The organism is Rhodospirillales bacterium (genome assembly GCA_023898785.1).
In the GTDB taxonomy this organism is placed as follows: Bacteria; Pseudomonadota; Alphaproteobacteria; order Micavibrionales; family Micavibrionaceae; genus TMED27.
The window spans coordinates 2,199,044-2,226,014 of the sequence record CP060239.1 but is presented as its reverse complement, the minus strand read 5'-3'; the positions used below and the strand labels follow the sequence as shown (position 1 = coordinate 2,226,014).

At 49.7% G+C, this 26,971-nt stretch carries 21 protein-coding genes and 1 pseudogene; 10 read left to right on the top strand and 12 right to left on the bottom strand.

The genetic code is table 11. The features are described 5' to 3' along the window. The first annotated feature begins 22 nt into the window (after positions 1-22). Positions 23-2,656, top strand: a complete 2,634-nt coding sequence (locus H6859_11000) for an SLBB domain-containing protein (GenBank protein USO05626.1) — start codon at positions 23-25, stop codon at positions 2,654-2,656. An 8-nt stretch (positions 2,657-2,664) separates the two neighbouring features. On the opposite strand, the gene H6859_10995 is transcribed toward H6859_11000, so the two are convergent. The 7 genes from H6859_10995 to H6859_10965 all read right to left on the bottom strand — a co-directional run bounded on the left by H6859_10995 (position 2,665) and on the right by H6859_10965 (position 10,769). Then, positions 2,665-4,068 carry a hypothetical protein gene (locus H6859_10995; protein USO05625.1) on the bottom strand — a complete coding sequence of 468 codons (1,404 nt, stop codon included), beginning with the start codon at positions 4,066-4,068 and terminating at the stop codon, positions 2,665-2,667. A 794-nt stretch (positions 4,069-4,862) separates the two neighbouring features. After that, complete coding sequence (locus tag H6859_10990; GenBank protein USO05624.1) at positions 4,863-5,723, bottom strand: glycosyltransferase family 2 protein; 861 nt, start codon at positions 5,721-5,723, stop codon at positions 4,863-4,865. A 9-nt stretch (positions 5,724-5,732) separates the two neighbouring features. Continuing rightward, positions 5,733-6,746, bottom strand: coding sequence for a hypothetical protein (locus H6859_10985; GenBank protein USO05623.1), 1,014 nt, complete (start codon positions 6,744-6,746; stop codon positions 5,733-5,735). Next, positions 6,743-7,972 (bottom strand): glycosyltransferase family 4 protein, encoded by a 1,230-nt coding sequence (locus H6859_10980; GenBank protein USO05622.1) that lies wholly within the window; start codon positions 7,970-7,972, stop codon positions 6,743-6,745. Before H6859_10980 ends, H6859_10985 begins: the two co-directional genes overlap by 4 nt. A gap of 34 nt (positions 7,973-8,006) precedes the next feature. Next, positions 8,007-9,284, bottom strand: a complete 1,278-nt coding sequence (locus tag H6859_10975; protein ID USO05621.1) for an O-antigen ligase family protein — start codon at positions 9,282-9,284, stop codon at positions 8,007-8,009. Next, positions 9,281-10,111, bottom strand: a complete 831-nt coding sequence (locus H6859_10970) for a sulfite exporter TauE/SafE family protein (protein USO05620.1) — start codon at positions 10,109-10,111, stop codon at positions 9,281-9,283. The genes H6859_10975 and H6859_10970 overlap by 4 nt, the downstream gene beginning before the upstream one ends. 85 nt (positions 10,112-10,196) lie before the next feature. Continuing rightward, on the bottom strand, positions 10,197-10,769 hold the full coding sequence (locus H6859_10965) for a hypothetical protein (protein USO05619.1): 573 nt from the start codon (positions 10,767-10,769) through the stop codon (positions 10,197-10,199). Positions 10,770-11,022: 253 nt separating this feature from the next. On the opposite strand from H6859_10965, the pseudogene H6859_10960 reads away from it, so the two are divergent. Together H6859_10960 and H6859_10955 are read left to right on the top strand one after the other, a co-directional pair. Then, a pseudogene (locus H6859_10960) lies at positions 11,023-11,268 on the top strand (hypothetical protein). A gap of 538 nt (positions 11,269-11,806) precedes the next feature. Next, entirely contained in the window at positions 11,807-12,610 is an 804-nt protein-coding gene (locus tag H6859_10955; GenBank protein ID USO05618.1) for a rhomboid family intramembrane serine protease, read from the top strand. Here H6859_10955 and H6859_10950 read toward each other — a convergent pair. From H6859_10950 to hemC, 3 genes are read right to left on the bottom strand one after another with little or no spacing between them, the layout of a single operon-like run. Then, complete coding sequence (locus tag H6859_10950) at positions 12,607-13,989, bottom strand: heme biosynthesis protein HemY (GenBank protein USO05617.1); 1,383 nt, start codon at positions 13,987-13,989, stop codon at positions 12,607-12,609. The genes H6859_10955 and H6859_10950 overlap by 4 nt on opposite strands. 31 nt (positions 13,990-14,020) lie before the next feature. Beyond that, the gene (locus H6859_10945) at positions 14,021-16,525 is read right to left on the bottom strand and encodes a uroporphyrinogen-III synthase (protein ID USO05616.1); all 2,505 of its coding nucleotides are present in this window, start codon (positions 16,523-16,525) and stop codon (positions 14,021-14,023) included. Then, complete coding sequence (gene hemC, locus H6859_10940; protein USO05615.1) at positions 16,518-17,528, bottom strand: hydroxymethylbilane synthase; 1,011 nt, start codon at positions 17,526-17,528, stop codon at positions 16,518-16,520. The genes H6859_10945 and hemC overlap by 8 nt, the downstream gene beginning before the upstream one ends. 33 nt (positions 17,529-17,561) lie before the next feature. Here hemC and tsaD point away from each other — a divergent pair, with 33 nt between their 5' ends. The 7 genes from tsaD to acs all read left to right on the top strand — a co-directional run bounded on the left by tsaD (position 17,562) and on the right by acs (position 23,564). Continuing rightward, entirely contained in the window at positions 17,562-18,611 is a 1,050-nt protein-coding gene (gene tsaD, locus H6859_10935; protein USO05614.1) for a tRNA (adenosine(37)-N6)-threonylcarbamoyltransferase complex transferase subunit TsaD, read from the top strand. 33 nt (positions 18,612-18,644) lie between these two features. After that, positions 18,645-19,637, top strand: coding sequence for an NAD(P)-dependent glycerol-3-phosphate dehydrogenase (locus H6859_10930; protein ID USO05613.1), 993 nt, complete (start codon positions 18,645-18,647; stop codon positions 19,635-19,637). A 327-nt stretch (positions 19,638-19,964) separates the two neighbouring features. Continuing rightward, positions 19,965-20,252, top strand: a complete 288-nt coding sequence (locus H6859_10925; GenBank protein USO05612.1) for a hypothetical protein — start codon at positions 19,965-19,967, stop codon at positions 20,250-20,252. Position 20,253: 1 nt separating this feature from the next. Continuing rightward, complete coding sequence (locus tag H6859_10920) at positions 20,254-20,676, top strand: hypothetical protein (protein USO05611.1); 423 nt, start codon at positions 20,254-20,256, stop codon at positions 20,674-20,676. An 11-nt stretch (positions 20,677-20,687) separates the two neighbouring features. Beyond that, positions 20,688-21,107 carry an EVE domain-containing protein gene (locus tag H6859_10915; GenBank protein ID USO05610.1) on the top strand — a complete coding sequence of 140 codons (420 nt, stop codon included), beginning with the start codon at positions 20,688-20,690 and terminating at the stop codon, positions 21,105-21,107. 170 nt (positions 21,108-21,277) lie between these two features. Further along, a complete protein-coding gene (locus H6859_10910) occupies positions 21,278-21,520 on the top strand; it encodes a hypothetical protein (GenBank protein ID USO06770.1) in 243 nt (80 codons plus the stop codon). Between the two features lie 121 nt (positions 21,521-21,641). Continuing rightward, complete coding sequence (acs, locus tag H6859_10905) at positions 21,642-23,564, top strand: acetate--CoA ligase (GenBank protein USO05609.1); 1,923 nt, start codon at positions 21,642-21,644, stop codon at positions 23,562-23,564. Here the strand turns inward: acs and H6859_10900 are convergent, their stop codons facing one another. Both H6859_10900 and H6859_10895 read right to left on the bottom strand, forming a co-directional pair. Then, on the bottom strand, positions 23,565-24,989 hold the full coding sequence (locus H6859_10900; protein USO05608.1) for a prephenate dehydrogenase/arogenate dehydrogenase family protein: 1,425 nt from the start codon (positions 24,987-24,989) through the stop codon (positions 23,565-23,567). A gap of 81 nt (positions 24,990-25,070) precedes the next feature. Continuing rightward, on the bottom strand, positions 25,071-26,927 hold the full coding sequence (locus H6859_10895; protein ID USO05607.1) for an O-antigen ligase family protein: 1,857 nt from the start codon (positions 26,925-26,927) through the stop codon (positions 25,071-25,073). Between the last annotated feature and the right edge of the window lie 44 nt (positions 26,928-26,971).

Below are 26,971 nucleotides of genomic sequence, written 5' to 3'. Positions count from 1 at the left end.
CTTACGGGCATATTCTTGGCTCATGTCCTTTCAGGCACATATCATCTTAGGCATCACGTTATTTGGCTTAACAATATTTAGCCTGACCGTAAGTGCGCCTGCCCAAAACGCTCAGGCCGTCGTCGCCCCATGGAGCGTTGATAACACGGACGCACAAAGTCGCATCCGGCAATATCAAAATTTTAAACAGCTCCAGACCCGGCCCCTTCAAGAATTGAGCGCAAATGACACCAGCTATGAATACAGCCCGTCAGCCCTGCAAAAACACGCAAATAGACGCGCACAACAACCGTACAACCCACTATCCCAACGCCTCCCAGAACCGAGACCACCTCTCCCTTCACAAACGCAAACAGTCCTTTCCGCCCTCGAAAATATGTATTCCGAGCGTATCATCGATAATTTGAATCAGTTTGGCTATGATTTATTCGGTGTCCCAAATAGTAACCTGCGCGGTGTTCTTGAAAACGCGGCTAAATCGGCACCTTCAATCCCTTCCGGTGCAGTGCAAGATGATTTTATACTCGCTGGCGGCGATGAACTCGAAATCTTCTTCACGGGCCAGCGCACCGATCGCGGAACCTACAACGTAAACTCACAAGGCCTGCTCATCATCCCGGATTTCCCACCGATTCCAGCCGCCGGACGCTCAATCGGTCAAGTCCGAATCTCCATCGAAGCCGCAGCCGGAAACCTCCACAACACCAAACCCTATGTTTCACTGGCCAGCGTCCGCCAAATTAGTGTGCTGGTTGTAGGTCACGTAAAAAAACCAGGGCGCCGGACCCTGACCGTCTTCCACACCATTCTCGACGCATTGATGGAAGCAGGTGGCATCGAAAAAACCGGAAGCTTGCGGCAGATCAAACTCGTGCGTGACGGCCGCTCAACACAGATTGACCTCTACGCCCTGCTGCTCTATGGCTCCACCCATATCGATATACAATTGCGCGATGGCGACCGCATCATTATTCCCTCCATCGGCCCAACGCTGGCCATCTCCGGTGAGGTTAAACGTCCCGGGATCTATGAAATCCTGCCAACCGTGCGTGGCATGCACCACCAGCCGGAAAAACGCAGCGAACGCCTCACCCTCAATGAAATGCTTGAGCTTAGCGGCGGCGTCCTCGCCCCGGGCAAAAACCGTTTTATCAAGCTCGGTGTCACCCCCGATGGTCAGGAAATCGTGGAAGATATAGAAGATCCTTTCAAACCGACCTTCAGCGACGGCTCTATTCTCATGATCTCCAAAGGCAGCGAAAAGCGCGCCGGAACCATTGAGCTTCTCGGTCATACACGCCGCCCCGGCCTCCACGCCTTAAACGAGAATCCAACACTGAGCAAACTCCTGCCCAACGAGGATATTTTGGGTGGCGACATCTATCCCCTCATCGGCGTAATTGAGCGCTGGGACACCGACCAGCTCACGAGCCGCCTGTTCGACTTTCCGCTGCGCCTCGTCCTTAAAGGCGAATATGATCGCAAACTGCAAGACGGCGATATTGTCCATCTCTTTTCCAACGCCCAAATTCGATCTTTGAACACCCCTCAAGACAATACAGGTCGTATCGTTGCAGAAGGCTCGCTTACACAGGAAGAAGAACCCGATGCAGATACACTGCGCAATGACGAAACACTCACCGCATATCTACGCGAACGATCCGCCTTTGTCCGCGGCGCCGTGCGTTCTGAAGGCACTTACCCCGTCTCTGAAGGCATCACCCTCGACAGCGTCTTGGCCGTCGCAGGCGGCCTTGCACTCGAAGCCGACCGGTCCAACATCGAAGTCACCTCCGCCCATAACGGCCCCAGCGAAACCCGCACACGTATAAATTTGCACGAAACAAATCCTGAAGACGTTATCATCGGCACCGGAGATTCCGTACGCGCAAACCAGAAATTCAATAAGATCAAGGACAACTCCGTGCTTGTCATGGGCGAAGTCCATAACCCCGGACGCTACGACCTTGTCCCCGGTGATAAAATCTCCGACCTTCTGGCCCGCGCGGGCGGCCTCACCGATCAAGCCTACCCATACGGCGCAATCTTCTCCCGCGCTTCCGAACGCCGCGCCGAAGAAATGCGTTTTCAAAATCAGGCTCGTGAGGTTGAACTCGCTATCGGCGCAGCCCTTGAGGCTGATGATACCAAAACCAATGCCGGTAAAATCGCTGAAGCCCGTGCACTGGCGACTGAACTCCGCAGCGCCCAAGGCGTCGGACGTATCACGGTTGAGGCCGACCCCGCGCAATTATCCATCAGCCCCGAACTGGATCTCCTCCTGGAATCCGGCGACCGCCTCTATATCCCGCGGCGTAATCTAACCGTGCGTGTCAGCGGCGAAGTCCTCTCCCCGGCCTCCCTGCAATTCCGCGAGCGCAAAGCCTCGCTCGATTACATCCATGAAGCGGGCGGCTTCACCTTCCACGCCGACAAAGACCGCACCTTCGTCATTTATCCTGACGGCGCAGCCCAGCCGCTACAGGTTTCTTCATGGAACTATAACCCGGTGATGATCCCGCCCGGCTCCACCATTGTCGTACCGCGCGACCCCAAACCCTTTGACTTCATCCAAAGCGCAAAAGATGTCAGCCAAATCCTTTCGAATCTAGCTGTGACCGCCATCTTTATTGATGATGTTGCCGACAGCAATTAAATAACAAATTAACTGGGCTGAACGCCGGGAGAAGATATTACAGGCACAGCCGCCGGAGGTTCCGGGCTTGCAGATGGCGTTGTGATCTGGCCAGCTACCACTTTAATCTCGCCCAGCTTTTCCTCAGGCGTTTTCGAAGCAGAAGCCTTACTGTGCGCCGGCGCATCATTAGGCTTGCCCCTCATCACGCTTGGCGTTTCCTGCTCAACTTTGGGATCGACCACCACAATCCCGCTTCCCGGATACCAGTTCGCAAAAGCCAAAACCTTATCCGCAAACTCGTCCGGACTTTTTGCATCCTGAAACAGCGAGATCGTTTCCGGCAACTCATTCTCAAATTTATGCAGCCCCGCTTTAGGAAGCGTCACACCATTAGTAGAATCTTCTGCGTACTTTTTAATTGCTTCCGCAATTTCATAATTGTCCAGACCTTGCCCGGCCAAACCGGACGTAAACTCATCAAAATCAGCCCGCGCAGATCCAGAAGCAAAAGAAATCTGCCCCTTGCTTTCCAGCGCAGCGGAAAGAGGCGCGCCCAACTCGCCGCTCATACGTTGATTTTGAACGAAATTAATAAAATGCTCACGCGCATAAGGCCCATTGAATTTAACAATGCCGTCTTTTTCCCACTTGGCCAGAATCATGTCTTCAAAGTTGATTTTAAAAACCTTGGCATCGCTGTCATAATGCTGATATTCACTCTTTCCTTTGGAATTCATCATCCCGGTTTTGGAGAAAAACGCTTTCTTTTGTTCTTCCCCGCTCGGTGGGTTCCAGACATTAAACGCCTTATTATCCCCAGCGCGGTCTTTATCCCAAAACTTGGCCAGGCTGTTTTGCCCGCCATTGGTCATAGCGTGAAATCCTTCGGTCAGTTCGCTACGCGCCGTTGGCTCTGCCGTACCATCAAGATCACCGCGCAAACCCAAAAAGTTAGCTATCATATCGCCTAACCCCGGCCCACCATTTTGCCCCGGCGATATAAGGTTCAAATTGTGCTTAATAGCTTTGATCTGCCTGTCATTAAAATAAAAACCGAAATCCGCATCGTCATTCTTCAACAGCGCCAAAAATTCCTGCGTTCGCATCTGGTCCTTCAACTGCGTGGCCAGATCATGCGCGGTTTTTAAACGGGCATCTTTAAAGATGTTCTCAATAGCCCCCTGAACACGGCTATCGACATCACTTTTCTTATAAAGCGCGTTTAATCCGGTAATCAGCGTCTTGGCGGCCTGCGCACGCGACGCATCGTCAAATTTAGGCTTCCCTTTATCATCGCGCGGTAACAAACCGTTCACAACCTGCTCCATCGTATCCACATCGGAGCCGAACTTAAAATCATCCACCAATCTCTTGAGGAATTGCTGTGCCAGAGCCTTGGCTATACCAGTATCTATCGCCCTTTCGGCCATTCAATTACACCCTCTCATATTATTGCGTTTAGCACTTAAATTCACTGCCCATTTTTAAGGCCTTTTCCGCACCCCTATAATGCTTCCAAATCCTTAATATTCTGTTAAAATTCAAAATAAGATGAGCAAAGCCCCTGAAAAAGCAGCATTTTTTTCCATTATAACCGTCACGCTCAACAACATCGCAGGGCTAAAGACCACGCATAAATCTCTCCAGGACCAAAACTGCGATGATTTCGAATGGATTGTGATTGACGGCGCTTCAACAGATGAAACCCCGCAATATCTAAAAACCACCGACGCAAAATGGGCCAGCAGGCCGGACTGCGGCATCTATGACGCCATGAATAAAGGGGTAGAGCGCGCCAGCGGAAAATATTTACTCTTCCTAAACGCCGGAGACGCCCTCGCCGCGCCCGAAACGCTCCAAAACATCAAAAAGGCAGCTCACAATCACCCCGACTTCATTTATGGAGATTCTCTTGAAGACGGCGCTTACAAGCCCGCACGCACAGCTGATTTACGCAGCGGTATGTTCACCCATCATCAAGCCATGCTCTATAACCGCAAAGCCCTCGGCGATATGCGCTATGACCTGCGTTATAAAATCGCCGCAGATTACGATCTCAGTGCACGGTTTTTAAAAGACCACGGCAATATATTGTATTGCCCCTTCCCCATCTGCATTTTCGAAAGCGGCGGCGTTTCGCAGACGAACGCAGTATTGGGCCGACGCGAACAATATCAAATCCGAAAAGATTTACAGCTCACTGGCCCCGTCCAAAATAGAATAATTACAAGCGCCCAGGCTGCTCTTTGGACTCTGCGCAGGGTTGTACCATCGCTTTACTGGCATCTGAAATCATCCGATAATAACGCGCCCGCGACCGCGCGAAACGATACCCCGCCGCCCCATCCAGAAAACCAAGCTTAAAAATATAACAATGTACAAACGCAACTACGCCGCGAAACGGGACGTTGCGAAACGCTTCCTTGGCGAATTGACGCACCGGGCGCGGATCCACAGGCCACGCACCCTTCGCATTCATCCCCGCCTCCCAGCGCGCATAACGATGGTGACGTTCCTCCCAACTTTGCAAATCATCATAGGCATAATGCAACAAAGGCGTTTCGGTCTGCCCAATATCTTCATTCTCAAACCCATTCTTAAGCACAGGTTGATAATGCCCCTCTATCTCACCCATTCCCTCAATATCCAGATCGTCAACAACCGGAAATTCAACCTTGCGCCGATCCAGCAGGGCCAGCTTGTTATTACAAAGCCCGTGGTGAAGAAACCTCCCCTCAAACTCATAAAGTCCCTTCACAAAATATCCGGCCGCGCACCAATCAAGCCCGGCAATTTCATCAACCAGCCCGCGCGGCACAATTTCATCCGCGTCTACGAAAAACACCCACTCATATTTAAGCGCCAAATTCTCCAGACACCATTGGCGCTTTTTTGGATAACATCCGTCCCAGACATAATTCTTAATCCTCGCTCCGGCCTTGCGCGCAATCTGCTGCGTTTGATCGCTGCTATCAGAATCCACAACCCAGACATCATCAAAACGCGAAAGCACCTCTAAACATGCGCCAATACGGCGCTCTTCATTTTTGGTAGTAATAATAACGCTAACAGGAGGGTTTCCCATACACGCCTCCTACTCCGCCGCCTCGGAGGGAAGATCAGAATCCTCATCAGGATCCTGATCTCGTTTCTTTCCTGTTAATGGCCGTCGCCCGGCCGCAAAAGATGGTTTCTCATTATTATTCCCGCTCTCAGGGAAAAACCATTCCTGCTGTTTAACCTTCCCTCCCGGAAACACAGCAAATATATCCTCACGGCAAACCCCGCGCGCACTAAACACCACAAAACCAAGCAAAGCGCCAACAAATGCAAAACCCGAATAAATCAACGACCCGTCCGGCCAACGCGCCTTCACAGAAACCGAAGCAGGCACCACGATACTCGCCGCATAAGGCTGATCAATCGACACCAGCATCTTCAAGCGCTCTTGTTCCATCAACAACGCAGTCAAAGCGCGTCGATGCTCCGGATTCATGTTTTCAGCAATCGCTTTGTTCAAATATGTAATGCGCTCATTCACCTCGCGGCGAATACCATGACGAATAAGACCATCGGTAATATTATGCAGCCGCTGTAAAAACAGCGCCGCAAACTCTTTATCCGGATGCAAATACCGTAAAGCCCGCAAAGACGTTTCTCCCACAGGATCGACCTCAACCCGGCGCGCAATATATTCCGCCAGTTTTTCAGCGCTCCAGCCCTGCTCAGGCCTTGAAAAAGAAAAAGCCTTATCACGCGCCAGCCCATCGGTAATTTCCGGATCACGCAACAACAGCGCTGCAGGCGGCACACCTTTAAAGCTCACCTCAAAACGCGTAAAACTCATAACCTCACTATTTTGCTCTAATGCGCCCCCGGCATAGTTGACCGGCGAAGCCGCCATATTCATCGGACTGGCCGGAGCAAGAATCATTTCTGCCCGAAAATGTGGAACAGCACTGCTCATCATCACAAAGGCGAGCACTAAACCAATCATAAGCCCGCCGAAAACAAAAACACGCCCGGACCAAACTTCACGCATAAACTCACCCAGTGTTTGTTCACGGTTGCTTGGTGTCACTTCACTATCGTACCTGTCTTGACTCATACATGAACATCCTGATCAACCACAGCCCAGGCCCTTTCAATCCAGGCATTAATGGATTCTTTAGGCACAAAAACCTCAGATGCAGCCTTGGCCCCTTCAAAATCTGAAAACCATTTATCACTATTTTCCCGATAGCGTCGAATATGTTCGGCAAGCCCTTGTACATCGCCGGGAGCGCAAACCACCCCAGCCTTAAAGTCCTCAATAACTTTTGCCGCTTCCGAATGAGCCGGCCCGATAAACACACACGGCCTATGTGCCGCCAACGCCGAATACAATTTCACCGGAACAAGCAATCCCCCAGCCTGCCCATCCATAGAGATCAAATGCACATCACCACTTTCCATCAAATCTTTCAAACGGCTCACAGGTTGATACGGCAATAAACGAATATTCTCCAAATGCATAAGTATACGCTTACGGTTAATTATCTCATGGCGCGGCCCGTCCCCGACAAAAACAAACTCCACATCAGGATTGGTTTCATTCAAAATTTCCGCCGCCTTCAAAATCGTCTCAACCGGATGCGCACGACCAATATTCCCTGCATAAAGAACGCGAAACTTTGGCCCATGTTTTCGCTGCTCTTCATAACTGCGATAGCTTTCCGGAGTAGTAACATATACAGGTTCGCAATCATCATCCTGCAAAGGCTGCACCAATTCAGAATCTACCCAGTTGGGAATCACCGTAATTTGCTTCGGATCAAACCCATCATAGTTCAAATGCCTTGCCATGCACCGGCCAATCACAATAACTTTATCAGCCCGCTTCATGGCCGCGCGTACCCGGTTCTTCAAAAAACGCATTATGAACTCAGGAAACTTTACCCCCAGTGCCGAAAATACATCCGGATACAAATCCTGACACCAGTGAATATGATGGCTCCTTTTGAAAAACTGCAGAATTCGCCCAACAATCGCCAAGAATGGCGGATCAGTGAGCGTCACGACTAAGTGCGTCTTCGGCAAACGCAACGCTACCCACAATAACTTCATCCAAATCCAGATATACCCAAACGCACCCCCGGGCTTTTCCGCCCCCTTCACACGAACAACACGCACAGCCCCATCGCGCTCGCTCATGGCTTTCGGACCCGTAGTAATCACCGTAACCTGCCACCCCTCACGCGCAAAACTACGCGCCAGATCCCGCAAAACCCGGCCAGAAGCCCCCCGCACCGGCGGGTACACTCGGTTCAAAAAAAGAATAGACGGCCTGCGCATGGATGCTCAGATCACTCCTGAAAAATATATATATTTATCCCTTGATAACCTTACCTGAATACAACACGTCTGCATCAGTTTCAACGCCGCACACCTTTCCATCCCCGTAAAAACAACAAGAAACAACCAACGCCAACATAAGACCAAAATCCAGCGATTTAAAGCTGGCATATAAAAACACATCAATCAAAATCGGCCCGGCGAGCGCCAGCGCCAAAACAGGTGCATGAGCAAATAACCGTAGACCCGTACGCGCCAAAGCCAACAAGTAAACACCCCCCAGGGAAAAACCGACCAAACCGGTTTTAAACAACAGGCTAGAAAGCAGCCCATGTGTATAATTCACCCTAATATCGGCCACTGCTGGAGATGAAAATGTCGCACCCCATCCCTGTCCAAAAAACAAACTCAGCGGATGAATGGAAATTTCCTCCCACACTGCGCGCCATTCTTCGACGCGCATATTTCCACCAACCAACGCAGTTTTCCTCTCCATATCGTTAAGCACGTTACCGACCTCAGGCCAAAGAAAAACAACCAAAATGACCAAAAAACAGACAAGAACAAAACTCCGTCGCGCATTACGCCAAAGACATAAGCCATAAACACAAACTATACTAAGAACAAACACTCCAAGACTGGCGCGCTGCTGCATTTCAATCATCGACCATAAACTCACCCCCACAAACGCCAACAGTGCAAACGCCACCAAAACGGCGCGCAAAGTACAATCACGAACAAAAATCTGCATAGCCGTTCCACCCAAAAACACAGCGGCAAACAAAACACTTGGCATATTCGCCAGGTAGAATAGTTCTTCCCCAACAGCCAAACTCGGCACATCAAAACTCGCCCGCAAAGCAAACAAAATTCCTAACGCCGCAGCAGCATAAACAAAAGGCCGCGCCATATTCGCTTGTACCTGTATTAAAGGCCATAAAAACACCGGCAAAACCATAAAACCAAAAGCGGCAAGATCCCGAATTATAAATCCACGTTCATACCCGCCCCACAAGCCACCAAGCAATGGCACACTCAAACCAAAGATCAACAAGATTTGCCCCGTCTGCTTCCACCTCGGATCTTTTGTTCTAAATATAAAAGCGCCCATAAGACCGGAAATTCCTACACTGGCAGCCAGCAACGCAGCAATAAGCAGCTCAAGCCACCCCGGCGAATCTGGCGTTGGAGATCCCCACGCGCCATAAATCAAAATCGCAAGACACAACATACCTCCCTGAAAATAACGGGTATCAACACGCATAAGTCGGTGGATAACCCCTGTATCACTATGGGTTATGACTGCGCTCATAACCCCAGTCCCATCTTCAACGCCACCAGCACTAAAAATCCGGCAAAAACCCTACGCATCACCTCTAACGGCAATTTATGCGCTGCCCACACCCCGGCGCGCACAGCCAACAAAGAGCTTGGCAAAATCGTAATCCAGGCCAACATATTCACATAGCCAATCGAAAACGGCGGCCGTCCCGGTTCTCCCAAACCGGTCAGGATAAAACCGAACGTACCCGGCACGGCAATCACAACGCCCAATGCCGCCGCTGAACCAATTGCACGGCGCATATCCACACCACACAGGCTCATAAACGGCACACTGAGAGTAGCGCCGCCAATCCCTATCAAAGATGAAATCGCTCCGATAAAACTACCGGCAATAGAGGGCCAGGGTTGGGGCGGCATCGTTTTAAAAAAGTGAAAACGCGCCGGATTTATCGCCATAACCGCCGCCAGACAAACAATTACAACAGAAAATACCTGCTGTAACTGCACTCCCTCAAGGCGATCTGCAATCAAAGTGCCGATGACCACGCCAACCAAAACACCCACACCGATAGGCTTAACCAAAGAAAAATCAACAGCGCCTTTTTGCCAATGCGCCCGCGAAGACATCAAACCATTAGGAACAATAAGAGCCAAAGACGTTCCCACACAAACATGGATCAAACTCTCGGAAGCAAGCCCCAAAGCAGAAAATATAAATAACAGACCCGGCACTAAAACAATACCACCGCCAATCCCAAGTAAACCTGCCAAAAAACCGGCCAGTGCACCAAGAACAACCAAACCACCAATTAACACCGCCCAATTCTGAACAGCAAATTCTGCAAAAACATCCATAAACAAAATTTTTAGCACACAAGAAATAAAAAAGCAGCCCATCAAGAGACTGCTTTATTCAAAAGACTCTCATGTAAAATGAGGTCTAATAATCCTTAAAAACCTTAGTCGGCCGTGCTTTCTCATCGGCGGTTTTCTTAACATAAACCCTCGGCTTTTTTAGGATTTTCGTCGTTTGAGTATCATGCCCGCCCTGAGCATCCTCAGACGTCTCTTTAGAAACTGTTGCACTATCTTTCTGATCGTCAACCTTCAAAGCTCCGGCATCCCGGCGAGCAAGCATCGCTTCAACCTCCCGTTCTTGCTTCTCCAAATGCGCAATCAAAGCTTCACGCCGCTTATACATTATATTCTGTGAAAGCGCCCGGTGCATACGCCCATAGGCGTCTATTTCTTTCGCATTGCGCGGTTTAAACCCAAGCTCCTGCATTTCCTCAAACGAACTGATAAGAACCTTGGTGTTGCCTTTTTGCTGCTGAAGCTTCAACTTGTCCTTATATTTCACAGCAAAATGCTCTGTCTGGTCAGTAAACCCGCTCTCTCTGGGCTTCATATACAATGTGGGTTTCCCATCTTTTGCCGAACCATCATCTTTACGCAAAAATAACTCCTGCGCCAATGCCGGACCGAATCCCACGCCGAGAAAAACAATACTCAAAATAAAAAACCTGCGAATCATAAAAAACCTGCGAATCATAAAAAACCGTCCCAGATTACTCCTCCGGTAAGTATAACAGAAAAGCTTTAAAAGGCGCAAAAACAAAGATTCTTTGCCCTTTTTCAATATGTTTAAATATATTAAATCTTTTTTAACGAATTACGTACATTATAGACATAATTTCGATAAAAACGAATTGGCAAAACAAGCCAAAAATACAATGAACTGCGGCAATATAGAGGAGTGGTATAACATGCAGGTAAATGTAAAACAGTTTTTAGAAGAAGCAGGCATCACCGAGGCTTTTTATCCCGGCAAGCGTCTGGTTCATTCTTGCCGCCAACCCGGCGAATACAAAAGCCACTGTGTGGTGCTGGACTGGCGTAATCCCGACAAGATTAAAATTGAAGTCAAAGCCGGGCTATCTGGAAAAGACCTTGAACCCAAACAGCTCAAATACTATCCGGTATCTTTCCAAACCCCTACCTACGTCGATATCGAAATCATCAATGACAACAAAGATGACAAAGACGACGAAGGGGAAAAAGGCAAATCCGGAAAAAGCGGCGGCGGCGGTAAAAAACCCGCCAAGAAAAAACTTTCCGATGTGAAACTGATGGCCTCTGAAGCTTTTGGCACTGTGATGGAAGGGAAAATCCCTGAAGCCGGTAAAATCATCGAAATGGTTGTTCTGGGCACACAAATCGCCGCAGAAGCCTACAGCAACGTTATGGGTAAGCTCGCCCACGGCATAGCTCACGCAAAAATCTCAACAACCGATATGTTGGCTCAGGCAGGCAAGTTCGTTACGAAATATACCCCGCCATCCTTTATGAAACCAACAGGCGACGAGCAAGCAACCTACAAATATGATCGCGAGAAAAACGCCGACATCGGCTATAAAGCCGGACTTGGCTAACCGCAGAATTACAGTGAGCATGTAAAAATTAACCAACTCCAATAAACTCTAAAACCGCCCTTCTCCGAAAGGCGGTTTTTTACTTTGTTCCATTCACCCATGCCCTTATATTAAAACCATGAGCACAAACGGCAATGGCAATAATCGCGATAAAGACCCTGACGATAAAAAAATCATCAAATTCCCTTCCTTAGCCGAGCGGGACAAAATGTGCCGCGAGCAACATGAAGAAGAACAGCGCTGGCGCAAACAATACCGCCAAAAAAGCAAAGCCGCCCACAAAGCAAATACACAGCCTTTTTTCAAAGCCGGCAATATCCCGCCTTTTTCCCGCGCCCTGATCGCCTCATTCTGGATTGTTCAGCTCTCACTCTATCTACTGATCAGCGCCCCAGACCGCTATGAAATTTTCCAGACCTTCGGCTTCGTCCCAGCCAACTACACTAACGGCGCGCCATGGCCATGGACCGCCTTCATAAGTCCCGTCACCCATGCCTTTATCCACGGCAGTTGGATGCATCTGTTTTTTAACAGCGTTATGGGAGTGGTTTTATGCATGTTTTTCGAAAAAATCTTCGGCGCGCGCACCACAGCCATATTTTTCACACTATGCATTTTAGCAGGGGCAGCGCTGTATTTTATACTCAGCCCCTTCTCAACCCTCCCGGTCATCGGAGCATCCGGCGGCATCAGCGGCCTCTTCGCCGCGGTAATTTACATCTCTATGACACAAACCGGCAACCCACTAGCTAAGCGCTTTAGCAAACACGGCCCTTGGCCAATCCTTGCATTTTGGGCGCTCCTGATCATCATTCCGGGCCTGTTGATAGGCCAAAGCGTCGCCTGGCAAGCCCATCTCGGTGGCTATTTAGCCGGCATCAGCCTGCTGATAGGAATGAAAAAAGGAAGAATCAAACTCTAGGCCGCGTCAATATCAGGCGCTTCAATCAAAGCTTCGCTCATATGCGCCTTGTCATTGAGTAACCGGGCCGGTCCATAATGCGCATGCGGTATATCCCAAATAATCGTATTAAACGATCCATGCGGCTGCGCAACCGGGCTCCAGCGCTCATAAATATTACCTGTCTCCCGGCACACCCAAACCTTATCAGCCATAGCACCAGCCGCCCGGGAAAGATGCTCCTTAATCGCCACTTCATTACGCGAAGATCGCTCTTCCAGCATTGCAAACGCCTTATAGAGCGATGTCGTTGCCCCCAACTTCTCAGCCTCCTGCAAAAACGCCCGCGCTTCCCCCCAAAGCCCCGCCTCTATCGCAATCTGCCCGGCCATCAGCTGGACCCGCGCACTTTCGCCGCACATCTTCAAAAGCCTTTCAAGATGGCGTAAACGCGCCAGCGCATCTGGTACATTTTCATCATCTTTTAATGTCATCCAATACAAAGCCAACGCCTCATGCGGCGCCGTTTTCCAAGCCTTTAGCACCGCATTCTGAGCCTTGCGCGGATGCCCTTCACGCATGTGAAATTCGGCCAAAGAAATAGTTGCAGGCGCAAAATCAGGCGATAATTTCTGAGCTTTTTTGATTAAATACAACGCATCGGAAGAATAACCATCGGCCAGATCTTTTTCCGCCTGCGCCAGATAAAGCGCCAGCCGGTCGCTTCGCACCACTTCCGGCGCCATAACACCAGCATTTTCAACTCTGGCCAGCATCTTTTCTGCCTTTGTCCAAAGCCGCTGACGAATTTGCAAATCGTAAACGATCTTTAAAATCCACCCTTGATGCGGATGCAAATCCAGCGCCTTTTCCGCCAGTGCCAAAGCACCCTCATCATCACCGCTACCCAGAGCTGTTTGCAACAATCCCCGCACCCCCAAAAACGAAGCATCCTTATCTTCCAAGAGAGCCACAAAACTCTGCGCCGCATCTTCTTCACGACCATCAAGACGCGCGGCTTGCGCCTCTAATAATAAAGGCAACCCCGTATCCCCCTCTAGCAATTTCGATGCCTTCTTAGAATACAAAGCCGCAGCCTTCTTATCCCCGGCAGCAACAGCGGTCAGCCCCCTCGTTAAAGCACGATAACCTTTCTCCCGTGCCTTAACTTCGTTGTAACGCCGCAAACTGGAAGGAAAACCGACAAAAGTTTTAAGCACTTGATAGATAAACAACGTCAGCAGCACAAAAACCAACGCAACCAATAAAAAGAAACCCATTTGGATAGTGAAAGTATATTCCATCCACTCGATGCGCACACTCCCCGGACGCTCAGCAATCCAGACACTAAGCGCAATCAAAACACCGACTTTAATGGCAAACCACAGCGCTTTGATCATAATGGTTTCCTCATGGTTTTATAACCAAAACTCACTCAAACGGATTAGAAATATCCGAGGCTTTAGGCAAAGTATTACGTCTTAAAATATTAATACCAGTCTCTTCATTGCGAATAAGCTTTGAACTTCCCGGAATGACGCCCCCGGCTGTAATGCCGAGCGCTTTCCCATAGGCATGTGTATTCACGCTTTGCGTCAACATCCCTTTGAGCTTTTCTGTCATCAACGTCACATTGGCTTTATCCAGCCATTCCGCCATATACAGCCCCGCAGGCCCATCTAACGTTTCAACCGTTGCAATAGCTTCTTCCAGATTACCCTCTTGGAGAAGCTGATCCGCCGCTGCAAGCTTAGCCTGCGTTTCAGTACCGGAAATCAATTCGCCGTCTTTTTCAACCTGCAAAACCTGATTTATCCGCGCCTTCGCACGCTCTCCCAAAGACACATCCTCGCCCTGCAACGAAGCCACAACAGCCTCACCTGCCAACGATCTAAACTCATTACTTAATCCAGACGGTGTAAGAACTCCGCTTTGCGCATGCGGCGCAAGCCTCTCAAGCGCTGAGCGAAGCTCCGTATCCTCTTCACCAACCAACCCCATCAGCACATTAAAATCATTGCCAAAGGCCGCATTATCCCGATTCAAGGACGAACGGAACTGCGTCATAGCCAAAAGCATTGCCGCCGCCTTCAGATCAGTAGCTGGCACATTTTCAAACGTCTGGCCCAGTGCCTCACTTTGTCCACGCGCAGAATCGAGCGTACTTTCAAACAAACCGGATCCAGCGCCAAGCTGCCCTTCCAGCCCCCCTATAATGCCACTCAACTCCTCCATCGCTTGATCAAGCTGGTTTTTCCCCTCCGTATCAGTTTGCATCTCTTGCAGCTTTTCCAGCATACCAGCCAATACCGGCGATCCTGTCATCTCCTGCAAATGATTTTCCAACTTTTCCGCACGTTCACTCAAAGTGCCAGCATTTTCAGCCAAAACATCGGCGGAAACTTCCTGCACCTTTTCCACCGCTTGCCCCAACTGCTGTTTGGCCCGCCCGGCCTGATCCTGCAAAGAAGCAAGCTGTTCATCAAGATTGTCCGGAATCAACGTACCAAAAAACGATTGTCGATCTTTAACCGCCGCCATTTCACCTTCAGTTTCCTGCATCCGCGCCTCCAAAGCGCTTAAACGATCCGGCCTGCCGTTATTATCAATTTTCTGCGGCCAAAGAAGTGCAGCCACTCCAATAGTTACCCCCAAAATGATAACAATAATCAACCAGCTATGACGTGACAAAACATGCTTTTCTTTCTGAGCCATATTGCCTTGCATCGCTGCAGACGCCGCCAAAACAGAACGCCGCTCTGTAGTCATCGTCAACTTACCTTCCTCTGCCTCTCCATCTGAAGACTCTGCCTGTAAATCAGAAACAAGCTTCTGCTCCAAAACGATTGCATCGTCTCTCGCAGCTTTACGCTCAGCAGGTTCTCCCTTATTATTCTCATTCGCTGGCGGCGCATCAGGAAGAATGTCGCTCAAATCAACATCATGAGCCACCGCCGCCTCTAAAATAACCTGCCTGCGAGCCGCCGGAATAACATCCCGCTTTTTCCACCCCTGAATTGTAGTCACAGCCACATCAATCTTCTTGGCCATAGGGCGAATGCCGCCAAAACGCTCAATCACTTCCGCCGCATTCTCAATCGGTCTATTTTCGGATTTGCTCATACCTTGTCTCTCCACATCATCCTTATCAGTCTGCAATTTTTCTGGCCCTTTCACGCAATACCGCGCAACCAGATCCATCATGCCCTGACGTTCAGGCTTATCTGCAACATAAGCACCTTGCCACAATTCAGGGCGTACGCACTGTAACACGGATTTGCTCAGGCACAAGGCTTTTATACCGGCGAGAACTTCGGTTAAACCCGCGCCCTCTATAAGTTTAAGAAAATTTTCAGCCGTACGCCTGGAAAAAAATGTCACCGCCTGAACACGGCCATTTTCTAAAAACGCACACCCTTCATCGCTAAACGCTTCAACCATCGGCGCATCATAAACAATCAACTGACCGACATTATATCCCGTATTCTGCAGTGCCTCTTTTAACGGATAGGCGACATGCGTGGAACGCACATGCAAAAGCGGACACTTCATATCCGGCACATGCCCTTTGATATAATCCGCCAGATTGGCAGCATTGCCCCGAGCGCTGTAAACTTTCTTAAACCCATGCTCATAGGCCATTTCCTGTGTCTGCCGCCCAACAACATAAACCGGAAGGCTGCGGTCTTTATGGGCCTGCGCATATATTTCTAGAGCATTCGCGCTGGTAAAAATCAGCCCCTGATAATAACCCAAATCCGGCACATGAAAGTCGAGCGGCTCGATGATGCTCATCGGCTCAACAAAAGCCTCATACCCTCTCCCTGCCAAATCATCGGCAAAAAGCCCGGCCTGTGTTTTGGGCCGGGTTACCAAAATCACCGAACGTTGGCCGTTCGCCTGTTGGCTGCTCACCTGAAGAATTTTCTCAGCCATCGTCGACAATCTCTTGATTAAAAATCTCTGGCGGCACACGGCGTTTTAGACGCTCACCAAGCACACGCCCGAGCGATTGCCCCTCTTCAACCGTCTGCACAGCTCCGCGAATTTCATCGTCGAAACGCTGCGCCCCGTCCAATGAGACCACACGGACCCGTAACCACAATTCACCATCATCCAGCACCCCATACACCCCGATCGGCGTATGACAAGACCCGTCCAGAATCCGCAAAACCTCCCGCTCTGATTTTACGCAAACCACTGTATTATAATCAGAAATATGGCTAAAAATGGATAAAATATCATTATCGGACGCCCGCACCTCAATCCCGACAGCACCCTGCGCCGCCGCCGACAACATCTCCTCTGGCTCCAGAATAATATCCACCTCACTAGCCAACCCAAGGCGATTTAATCCCGCCATCGCCAAAAGCGTACAATCAATCACCCCACCACTTTCTGGCCCACGCAATTTATTAATCCGCGTCTGTACATTGCCGCGAAACGGCACGATCTTCAAATCAGGCCGCGCCGAAAGCAAAAACGCCCCGCGCCGCACGCTCGCACTGCCCACGACGGCAGCCTGCGGTAACACCGCCAAACCTTCATTTTTTAATTGGCTATAATCAGCTAACTCTTTTATTTTATGTGAAAATAACAAGGCATCGCGCGGATCTTCTCGCTCCAGCATATGTTCCACCACCAGCCCCTCAGGCAGAGTTGAATCCATATCTTTCATCGAATGCACCGCCGCATCAATCCGGCCTTCCAGCAACGCCTGCTCGATCTCTTTGGCAAACAGTCCCTTACCACCATCAGCAGCAGACAACCGCATCTCACCATCCGAGGGCTTCCAATCGCCCGAGGTTTGAATGACGACAATCTCGGTTTCTAAACCCGGATGCGCCTCAGCCAGCTTCATACATACTGTACGTGTCTGCGCCATCGCCAATGGCGAGCCCCGCGTCCCAATCTTTATTGTTCTGTTTGAGTTGCTCATGTATGGTGCAGCCTTAATTTAGAAGATAACATTATGAACATTTTAGGCATTGAAACAAGCTGTGATGAAACCGCCGCCGCCATCGTGAACGATAAAGGCGATATTCTCGCCAATATCATCCTTTCCCAGCTTAAAGAACACCAGGCCTTTGGCGGCGTCGTGCCGGAAATAGCCGCCCGCGCTCATATTGATCACCTCCATACCCTCATCAAAGCAGCCATGGATGATGCCGAACTAAAATTCAAAGATCTTGACGGCGTGGCCGCCACCTGCGGCCCCGGCCTGATTGGCGGCGTGATGATTGGCATGATCGCCGGCAAAGCCATCGCCGCCAGCCAAAACCTGCCGTTCATCGCCGTCAACCATCTCGAAGGCCACGCCCTCACCCCGCGCCTGACCGACCAGATAGCATTCCCTTACCTCCTGCTGCTCGCCTCCGGCGGCCACACACAAATTCTCGTCGCCGAAGGCGTCGGCCAATATACACTCTGGGGCACAACGCTGGACGACGCTGCCGGTGAATGCTTCGATAAAAGCGCGAAACTGATGGGCCTGCCCTATCCCGGCGGCCCGGAAATTCAAAAAATGGCCGCCGAATGCAAAGACCCGACCGCCGCGCTTAAATGCTTCGCCCTCCCCAGCCCGATGAAAGGCCGCAAAGAACTGGATTTTTCCTTCTCCGGCCTTAAAACAGCCGTGCGCCTTGCCGTCGAAGCGCTCCCCGAAGGCAAACTTCAACGCACAGACATCGCCGACCTCGCCTGCGCCTTCCAAAGCACAATGGCCGACGTCATAGCCGATCGAGCCCACCGCGCGATCAAAAAGTTTAAAACCGAACACAACCCTCAAGAACCAACTCTCGTTATCTCCGGCGGGGTCGCGGCCAATACCGCCATCCGCCAGCGCCTTGAAACCCTGTGCAATGAACACAATATGCGCGCCTACGCCCCGCCCATTTCACTATGCGGAGACAATGCCGCCATGATCGCCTGGGCAGGATTAGAGCGCTTGCGCAAAGGCCTATCCGACCCATTCGACGTAAAGGCCCGCCCCCGCTGGCCACTAGATACGCTCACCGCTTGACCACCACGCATAAGATAAGGCATTCTCATTCCCATGTCAGAATCCAATCTTAAAATAGGCGTTGTCGGCGCAGGGGCCTGGGGCACAGCCCTTGCCCAAATGCTCAGCAACGGCGGGCGCGATTGTCTAATCTGGGCGCGTGAACCCGAAATCGTGGAATCCATAAATACCCGCCACGAAAACACCGTCTTTTTACCCGGCATCGCTCTATCCAAACCCTTGCGCGCTACAGGCGACCTTACCGAAACCATCCAACGCGATATTGTATTGATGGTTACACCCGCACAACATCTACGCACCACACTAAAGACCATTAAAAACGACCTCCGCCCGGAAACCATTCTCGTCCTATGCTCCAAAGGCATCGAACTGGATACCGGTCTGCTGCTCTCCGAAGTCTGCGAACAAATCATCCCTGAGGCAAAAATCGCCGTCCTCACCGGCCCCACATTTGCCAGCGAAATTGCCGCCGGACTTCCCGCCGCTGCAACCATCGGCGTAAGCGACCCCGAAACCGGAAAAACCCTCCAAAACGCCCTCGGCGTCAAAGGCTTCCGCCCTTACATATCCAATGACGTAATCGGCGTTCAGCTTGGCGGAGCACTCAAAAATGTTATCGCCATTGCCTGCGGCGTTGTCTATGGACGAAAGCTCGGCGAAAGCGCCCGCGCTGCCCTTCTCACGCGCGGCGTGACCGAAATATCCCGTCTCGGTAAAGCCATGGGCGCACAGGAAGAAACCTTTATGGGTATGTGCGGTATCGGCGATCTGATGCTCACCGCCTCGTCCATGCAGTCACGAAACTTTTCCCTCGGCGCCGCATTGGGTGAAGGCAAAACCCTGGAAGAAATCCTAAAACAAAGAAACGCCGTCACCGAAGGCGTACACACCGCTCACGCCGCCCTTAATTTGGCCGAAAAATACGACGTCGAAATGCCCATCACTCAGGCCGTATACCAATGCCTGCATGATAATCTGCCCGTCGATCAGGCAATCGAAAACATGCTCACCCGCCCACTAAAATAAGGATCTGCTTCAATAAACATCTGTAACACCACAGACAAAAGGAGTGATTGAGATGTCTGATGAGAAAATATCAAATGTAGGAGACAAGAAACGGAAAATATTTTTTTAACAACGCTCTTTTTGGTTTTTTGCATCGCGCTGCTTATTTTTACAAATACACGAAGAGACCTAATCAGATATGTTTTCAGTGTTCCAGAATCCAAAGATATAGTACTGGGACATGAAGGAAATTCTCAAGGATTTTACACAACAGATGAAGAGCTAAAAAAAGCACCACCCCAGAGCATTACGAAGCCTGGAAAAATAGACTTCAGAAGGAAGTGACAGATGATTGACGATGAAGATTATAAAAGTCTTCTTTTTCCTTATAACCTTATTGGGGATGATGACGGGCTAAGTGAAACAGCATTGGTTCCTGATCAAGAAGTTCATAAAATTGGCATAGATTATATTATTGAATACTCATTCTTTACCTCGCAATCAGATATTCTCTATTCAGGCTATTATCTCAGCACAGATGAGGAGGTAGTAAAGTTTATTGGCTCATCGGACTACCAACAAAATATTGAGGACAATTTGAGACTTATTTTTGCTCCGTCTCTAAAGGAGAAATAAAATGCATTGCCCCATCACAAAAATTAACATCCCGCGTTTCCTTATCGCCACAATCGTTGGTTTCGCCTTTGTTTTTGGACTGGACTTTCTGGTCCACCAAAACCTGTTTTCAAACATATATGAACAAACCACGCACCTTTGGAGACCGGTTGATGAAATAGCAAGCTTCATGCCCTATATGTTTGGATACCAGGCCCTGCTCGTCATCATCATCGGCTTTATCTATACTCGTAATCACAAAGGTAAAGGCATCACCGAAGGCCTGCGCTTTGGCCTACAAATCGGTGTCTTGCTAGCGCTGCTCAACGCCGCCGCCTACATCTGGATGCCCATCCCCAAAGCACTGGCTCTAAGCTGGGCGGCTGTCGGCCTGGGAACGGGTCTCGGCCTCGGTATCATCTTCTCACTGCTTTATAAAAAATAGGAAACGCGCACATGGCCTATTGGTTGTTAAAATCCGAACCTTACAAATTCTCCTGGGACGATCAGGTTAAAAAAGGCAATGGCCGCTGGGAAAAGCGCGTCCGCAATTATCAGGCGCGCAATAACCTCGCCGCCATGAAGCCGGGCGACAAAGGGTTTTTCTACCACTCCAATGAAGGCAAGGAAATCGTCGGCATTCTGGAGGTCACCAGCGAAGCCTACACTGACCCTGATCCTGAGAAAAACGAAACCGGAAAATTTGTCACCGTTGATGTCAAACCGCTTACAGCGCTTAAAAACCCGGTCACGCTGGCGGACCTAAAATCCCATCCCGTTCTGTCAAACATGAAAGTCGTTAAACAGGTCCGCCTGTCCGTTTCTCCAGTCACAGAGGAAGAGTGGGAAATTGTCACCGCCATGGGCAGTGCGTAAGCGAATATACGCAACATCGCTCTAGCGACATCTTCGTTATGGCCGTCTGGAGCATGTACTATACTATCATTCGCGTTAGCACATACCCTAAACACAAAAAATTAAAACAATAACAATAAATTATGAAATTAAGTTGGCAAAAAACATTTTCATCATGCTATACTTTAATTATGAAAAATATATACAATTTTAGACAAATAAAATACAAGTTTTACCAATTCCTGTTGGACGAACGCGGATCGACCGCGCTAGAATACGGCCTGATGCTAGCCGGTTTCAGCCTTGCTATCGCAGGCGCAACAAGCCTCATAGGTAATGAACTCTCCACAACCATCCACGATGGCCTCTCCCCGCTACTAAGCACACAAATTGAAAGCAGCGAAGGCGGAACATCAGGACATCTCCTCCGTTAAGATAAATTACGTTTGCCGACCCTTACGTAAGAAAACAAGCCACGCGCGAATTGTTTATTGTTTTAGCTCTCTCTTTTTAATGGCATAGTAAACATCTAATCATAATTTAAGGAGTTTACGCATGGCCGACACTTTCGCCCCCTCCAAAGACATTCTGGACAACGTAGGCATATCGGAAGACCAGTACAAAGCCATGTACAAAGGTTCAATAGAACAGCCTGAAATTTTCTGGGCCGTGCAAGCCAAACGCATCGACTGGTTCAAAAAACCCACCATCATCAAAAACACATCCTTTGAAGGTGACGTTTCCATCAAATGGTATGAAGACGGCCAGCTCAACGCCTGCTTCAACTGTATCGACCGCCACCTGCCCGAAAAAGAAAATGACGTAGCCCTGATCTGGGAAAGCGATGAACCGGATATCGATAACAAAGTTACCTACGGCGAATTACTCAAAGAGGTCTCCCGCCTGGCTAACGCCCTAAAACAGCTTGGCGTAAAAAAAGGTGACCGTGTCATTATTTATATGCCCATGGTTCTGGAAGCCACCTATGCCATGCTGGCCTGCGCAAGAATAGGCGCCGTGCACTCCGTTGTCTTTGGCGGGTTTTCCCCACAATCTCTGCATGATCGAATCGTCGATTGCGATGCAAAAATTGTCATCACCGCCGATGAAGGCGTGCGCGGTGGCAAAACTATTCCTCTCAAGAACAATTGCGACGAAGCAGTCAAAAACACACCAGTCGAAAAAGTTCTCGTCCTTGAACACCGCGACGGCGAAATCAGTTGGGATAACAACCGCGATGTCTGGTGGCACGACCTTGTCGATGACCAACCCAATGAATGCCCGTGCGAAATCATGCATGCCGAAGACCCGCTATTTATACTCTATACCTCCGGATCGACCGGAAAACCCAAAGGCGTCCTGCACACCACAGGCGGGTATATGGTATATGCAGCCTTAACCCACGAAGTCGCTTTTGATTATAAACCCGGAGAAATTTACTGGTGCACCGCCGATGTCGGCTGGGTTACAGGCCACTCTTACATCGTCTACGGCCCGCTTGCCAACGGTGCAACAAGCTTGATTTTTGAAGGCGTACCAAATTACCCCGACTGGTCACGCTTCTGGAACGTAGTGGAAAAACATAAAGTCAATATCTTCTACACCGCCCCCACCGCCATCCGCGCCCTGCTCCGTGAAGGCGACGAGCCTGTGACGAAAACAGACCGCAGCTCACTGCGCATTCTTGGCACCGTCGGCGAACCCATCAATCACGAAGCCTGGATGTGGTATTATAACGTCGTTGGTGAAGGACGCTGCCCTATCATAGACACATGGTGGCAGACGGAAACCGGCGGCTTCATAATCACCCCCTTGCCCTGCCACACCCTCAAACCCGGCATGGCGCAAAAACCGTTTTTCGGCATAAAACCCGCTATTGTCGATAGCGAAGGCAAAATTCTCGACGGAGAAACCGAAGGCAATTTTGTAATTCTTGATTCCTGGCCCGGACAAATACGTACCGTATTCGGCGACCATGAACGCTTTATTAAAACTTATTTTTCTGACTTCCCCGGCATGTTCACAACAGGCGACGGCGCCAAGCGTGACAAGGATGGTGATTACCGCATCACAGGCCGCGTTGACGATGTCATTAACGTTTCCGGCCACCGCCTTGGCACCGCTGAAATAGAAGATGCCATCAACGAACATGCAGACGTCGCCGAAAGCGCCGTCGTCGGATACCCACACGAAATTAAAGGCACCGGCATCTACGCATTCGTAACCCTAGCAGCAGGAAAACAACCCAGCGAAGAGATCAAAAACGCCGTCATCCAAACAGTACGCGCTGAAATCGGTCCGATTGCCTCACCCGACATAATCCAGTGGGCCCCCGGCCTGCCCAAAACCCGCTCCGGCAAAATCATGCGTCGTATCCTGCGCAAAATCGCCACGCATGAAGAAGATCATATCGGCGACACATCAACACTGGCCGACCCGGCTGTCGTTGAAGACCTCATCAAAAACCGCTCGAAATAGCTAATCAAGCTGCTGCAACAAAGGAAATTCCTGTGCACCAGCGGAGGTTGGACAATCAAGAAAAGCAAACCCCTGCCCGCCGCCCGCTCGGCGCGGTAAAATATCAGCCCCTCCATTCATAATCTCGGCTGTATTACGAATAGAAGCCCCCAAAGCTTTGGCAGCCTCAGGATCGCATCCGATAGATGAAAGCTGATTGGAAAATATCCGATATTGTTCCTGATAATGATAGAGTTCGCTCAGAAGTCCAGTCCTGTGCTCCCACATCAATGACGCCAACATGTCCGGATTATACTTTGCCGCCAAAGTTGAATCCTTGGCTGATGTGTTCAAAAGATCGGTAAAATGATGACCGTAGCGCTCCAACTCAGGCCCCAAACGCCCCACCACATCACGAAAACCCAGCGTTCGCGACACACTAAACAACAATGGCATAAAAACTTTCTGAACCAGCGCATGTTCATCATGCCCCTGCCCATTCAATTCCCCCATCGTGCCCAGCAACGAATCCACAGGCTCATCCGCATCCGGCCACCTCATCCGAAAGTCATGCGCATCGCGCAACAACTGAGAAAACAGAGCACGATCAGATAATAACAACGCCTTCTTAAATTTCCCAAGCGCTTCCTCCTGTATATCACACGCCCGAACCATAGCCTGTTGGTTAAATCGATAAACCGGCATCCACATCGTCTCAGAACCAACTGACGCGCGCATAATCGTCGCACCCAGCCCCGTGGCCTTACCCTTAGTCGCATTAACCAAAACCCGCAAAGCCGCAGTATTTTCATGCGAAAAAGCTCCCAAAAGCTGATCATGAATATATGCAGGCAAAACTTTAACATCCATGCCCAAACGCTGATTAATATCCATCAGCTTCGCATGCGCATCACGCTCTAACGCATTCGCATTTTCCGGTAAAGCCTCAATCACACAGATTTGCCCCGCAAACATTTCGGGATAGCAGTGCAGCTCATCCCCCGGAGAAGCCTCACGCCCAACCAGCATATGCGCACCAAAATGCACGCGCCCCTGTTCAACATGCGGTAAAATTTGCTGCAAAGCATACACCTGCGCGGAACCACGGTTGGTCACAATGCACCCTTTCGGTAAAACCCCGCGCACAAACCGTTGAACGTCGCCCATCTTGTCAATCGGCACACATTGATCAAAGACTGCCGCCCGCCGCGCCGCCTGTAAAAACGAATTCATATCCGAAAGCACACATACATTCTCAGCGCCTCGCTCTTGTATAACATCCTGCAATGCCGCGCATATTTGCGGATCACGGTCATACAAACAAATCTCGAAATTTGGAAAATTCTGCGCATACGCTAGCGCCAGCGAACGACCAATCACTCCGGCTCCAACCAGCAAAACCGTCTGCGGCTCAAAAGAAGAAGCTTTTTCAGAAAAATCTGTCATCACAAAAAATCAACCCAACTCTTTTACACAAATAAGCAAGAGCCAGACACTATAAGTATTTTCATAAAAAATGAAAGGGGTTTATTGAAATTTCTTCACAACCGCTTGGTACTGCTCTGGAGTAAAAGTTTTCGGAACCGGATAATTATAAAGATCCTGCATCACCGCCAATGCTTTATCCTTGTCCCCTCCGATAAAATACATATGTGCAAGCCCAATGCGCACATCCAATAAAATCGGATTCGCTGCCAAGGCTTCTTCCAGCAAGGTCTGTGCTTTATCACGCCCCTTCGGGTCGATATCCGGAAAACCGGCAAAATAAATCAAAGCCTTACGATTGAGCAAATTCACAAACCCTGGATTAAGCGCACTGGCCCGGTCAATATAATTATGTGCTTCCTCATACATTTTTCGGCGCTGTTCAGGAGGCATGTTTTGCCGCTTCGCATTAAGCATATGCAACCGATACTTCGCCTCAACATCATACAATGAGGAATAATTTTTAGGACTGTAGCGCCGTGCCTGATCAAGCGCCAAGCGCGCTTCTTCTTCCTGACCGGCCTGCATCAGGGAATCAACTTGATTTAAATAGTGCACACCCGCCGTTGCCCGTGCTATCCATACCATTGGAGCAAAAACAATAACAAGCAAAGTCAAATAGATAGCCATTTTTATCCAATTATGATGCGCCTCTAGACTATAACGAGAACTCTTCAACGCAGCTTCAGTCGCAATAAACCACCCCGCGAGCAAAAACGCCGCCAAAAAAAGATTGATCGGCATGTAGAGATGAAAGCTGATATGCGCATGCCCGGCCAAAGCCAACAGCCCGCAAAAACACGCATATATCCAACCGCGTTCCAGCGAATTCGGAGCACACATCATCGTCGCTCGAACAGTACGAATAAGAACCAAAAGCAAAACCAGATAAAACAAAACCGGGGCCATCACCCCCATCTCCGCCCAAAACTGTAACGGGTCCATATGTGCGAAATACCCGTCGCTATAATCTTTTGGATGTCTGTACCGCGGATAAAAATAAGTAAACGTCCCCAAACCGGTCCCGCCCCAGAAATGATCCTGAATCAAATGCCTGGTTGAAGCCCAAATAAGCTTGCGCTCAGACACTGTTTTAGACTCAACATCCTGCGGCGCGACAACCTCAAGAAACGATCCGCCAAAAGACTTCGTACTTACCGCATGTACAACAGCAAAAAGACTGAAAGCCACAATCGCTATTGCAACAATGCGCCGCCAATTCATCCCTGCCTGCCCGCGCACAAAGATAAAAAACACCGCCAATACAATCAAAAACGAAAGCAACCCGCCTTTACTCTGCGTCGTAAACATCGCCAGCAAAAACAACGCGCTTAAACCAAATCCAATCAGCATCAAAGCCCGTCTGCGCGCGCAAAAATACAACGCCAACGCCGGAAACAGCGCCATATTAAACACCACAGCCAGATTGTTAGGATTAAGCATCGGATGATGCACACGCCTGCCCGGCTCAATTGCAAAAAACTGCACCCCCGCCCAAACAGAAACAATCGCTACCGCCACCGCCAACGCACCCATATGCACCTGCAACCAACGCAATGGCTGCGGTGTCACCACCAATGCAAAAAACATAAACGGCAACACACTGAAAATAATTGCAAACAAAGTACTGTTATAGGTATTCGTAGACCAACTGATACTGATGATCACGTAGAACCAATACGCCAGCAAAGCAAAAACCAGCGGCCCACGCGGCAACTCCCAAACCTGTTCACGCCCGCGCCACAATGAAAAAGCAGCGAAACAAGCCATCGCCATCAAATGCGGAAAAATAAGAATGTTATCTGTACCGCGAAAAAACATCCCGCTTGCAAAACTAACCAAAATAAGCGGTACAGTAAGAAAAAAGGGCCACAGATATTGTTTCTCGACCGAAATCATACCCTACAGCCCTCTATCAAACAAATTAAGTAAAGGCCCTAGCC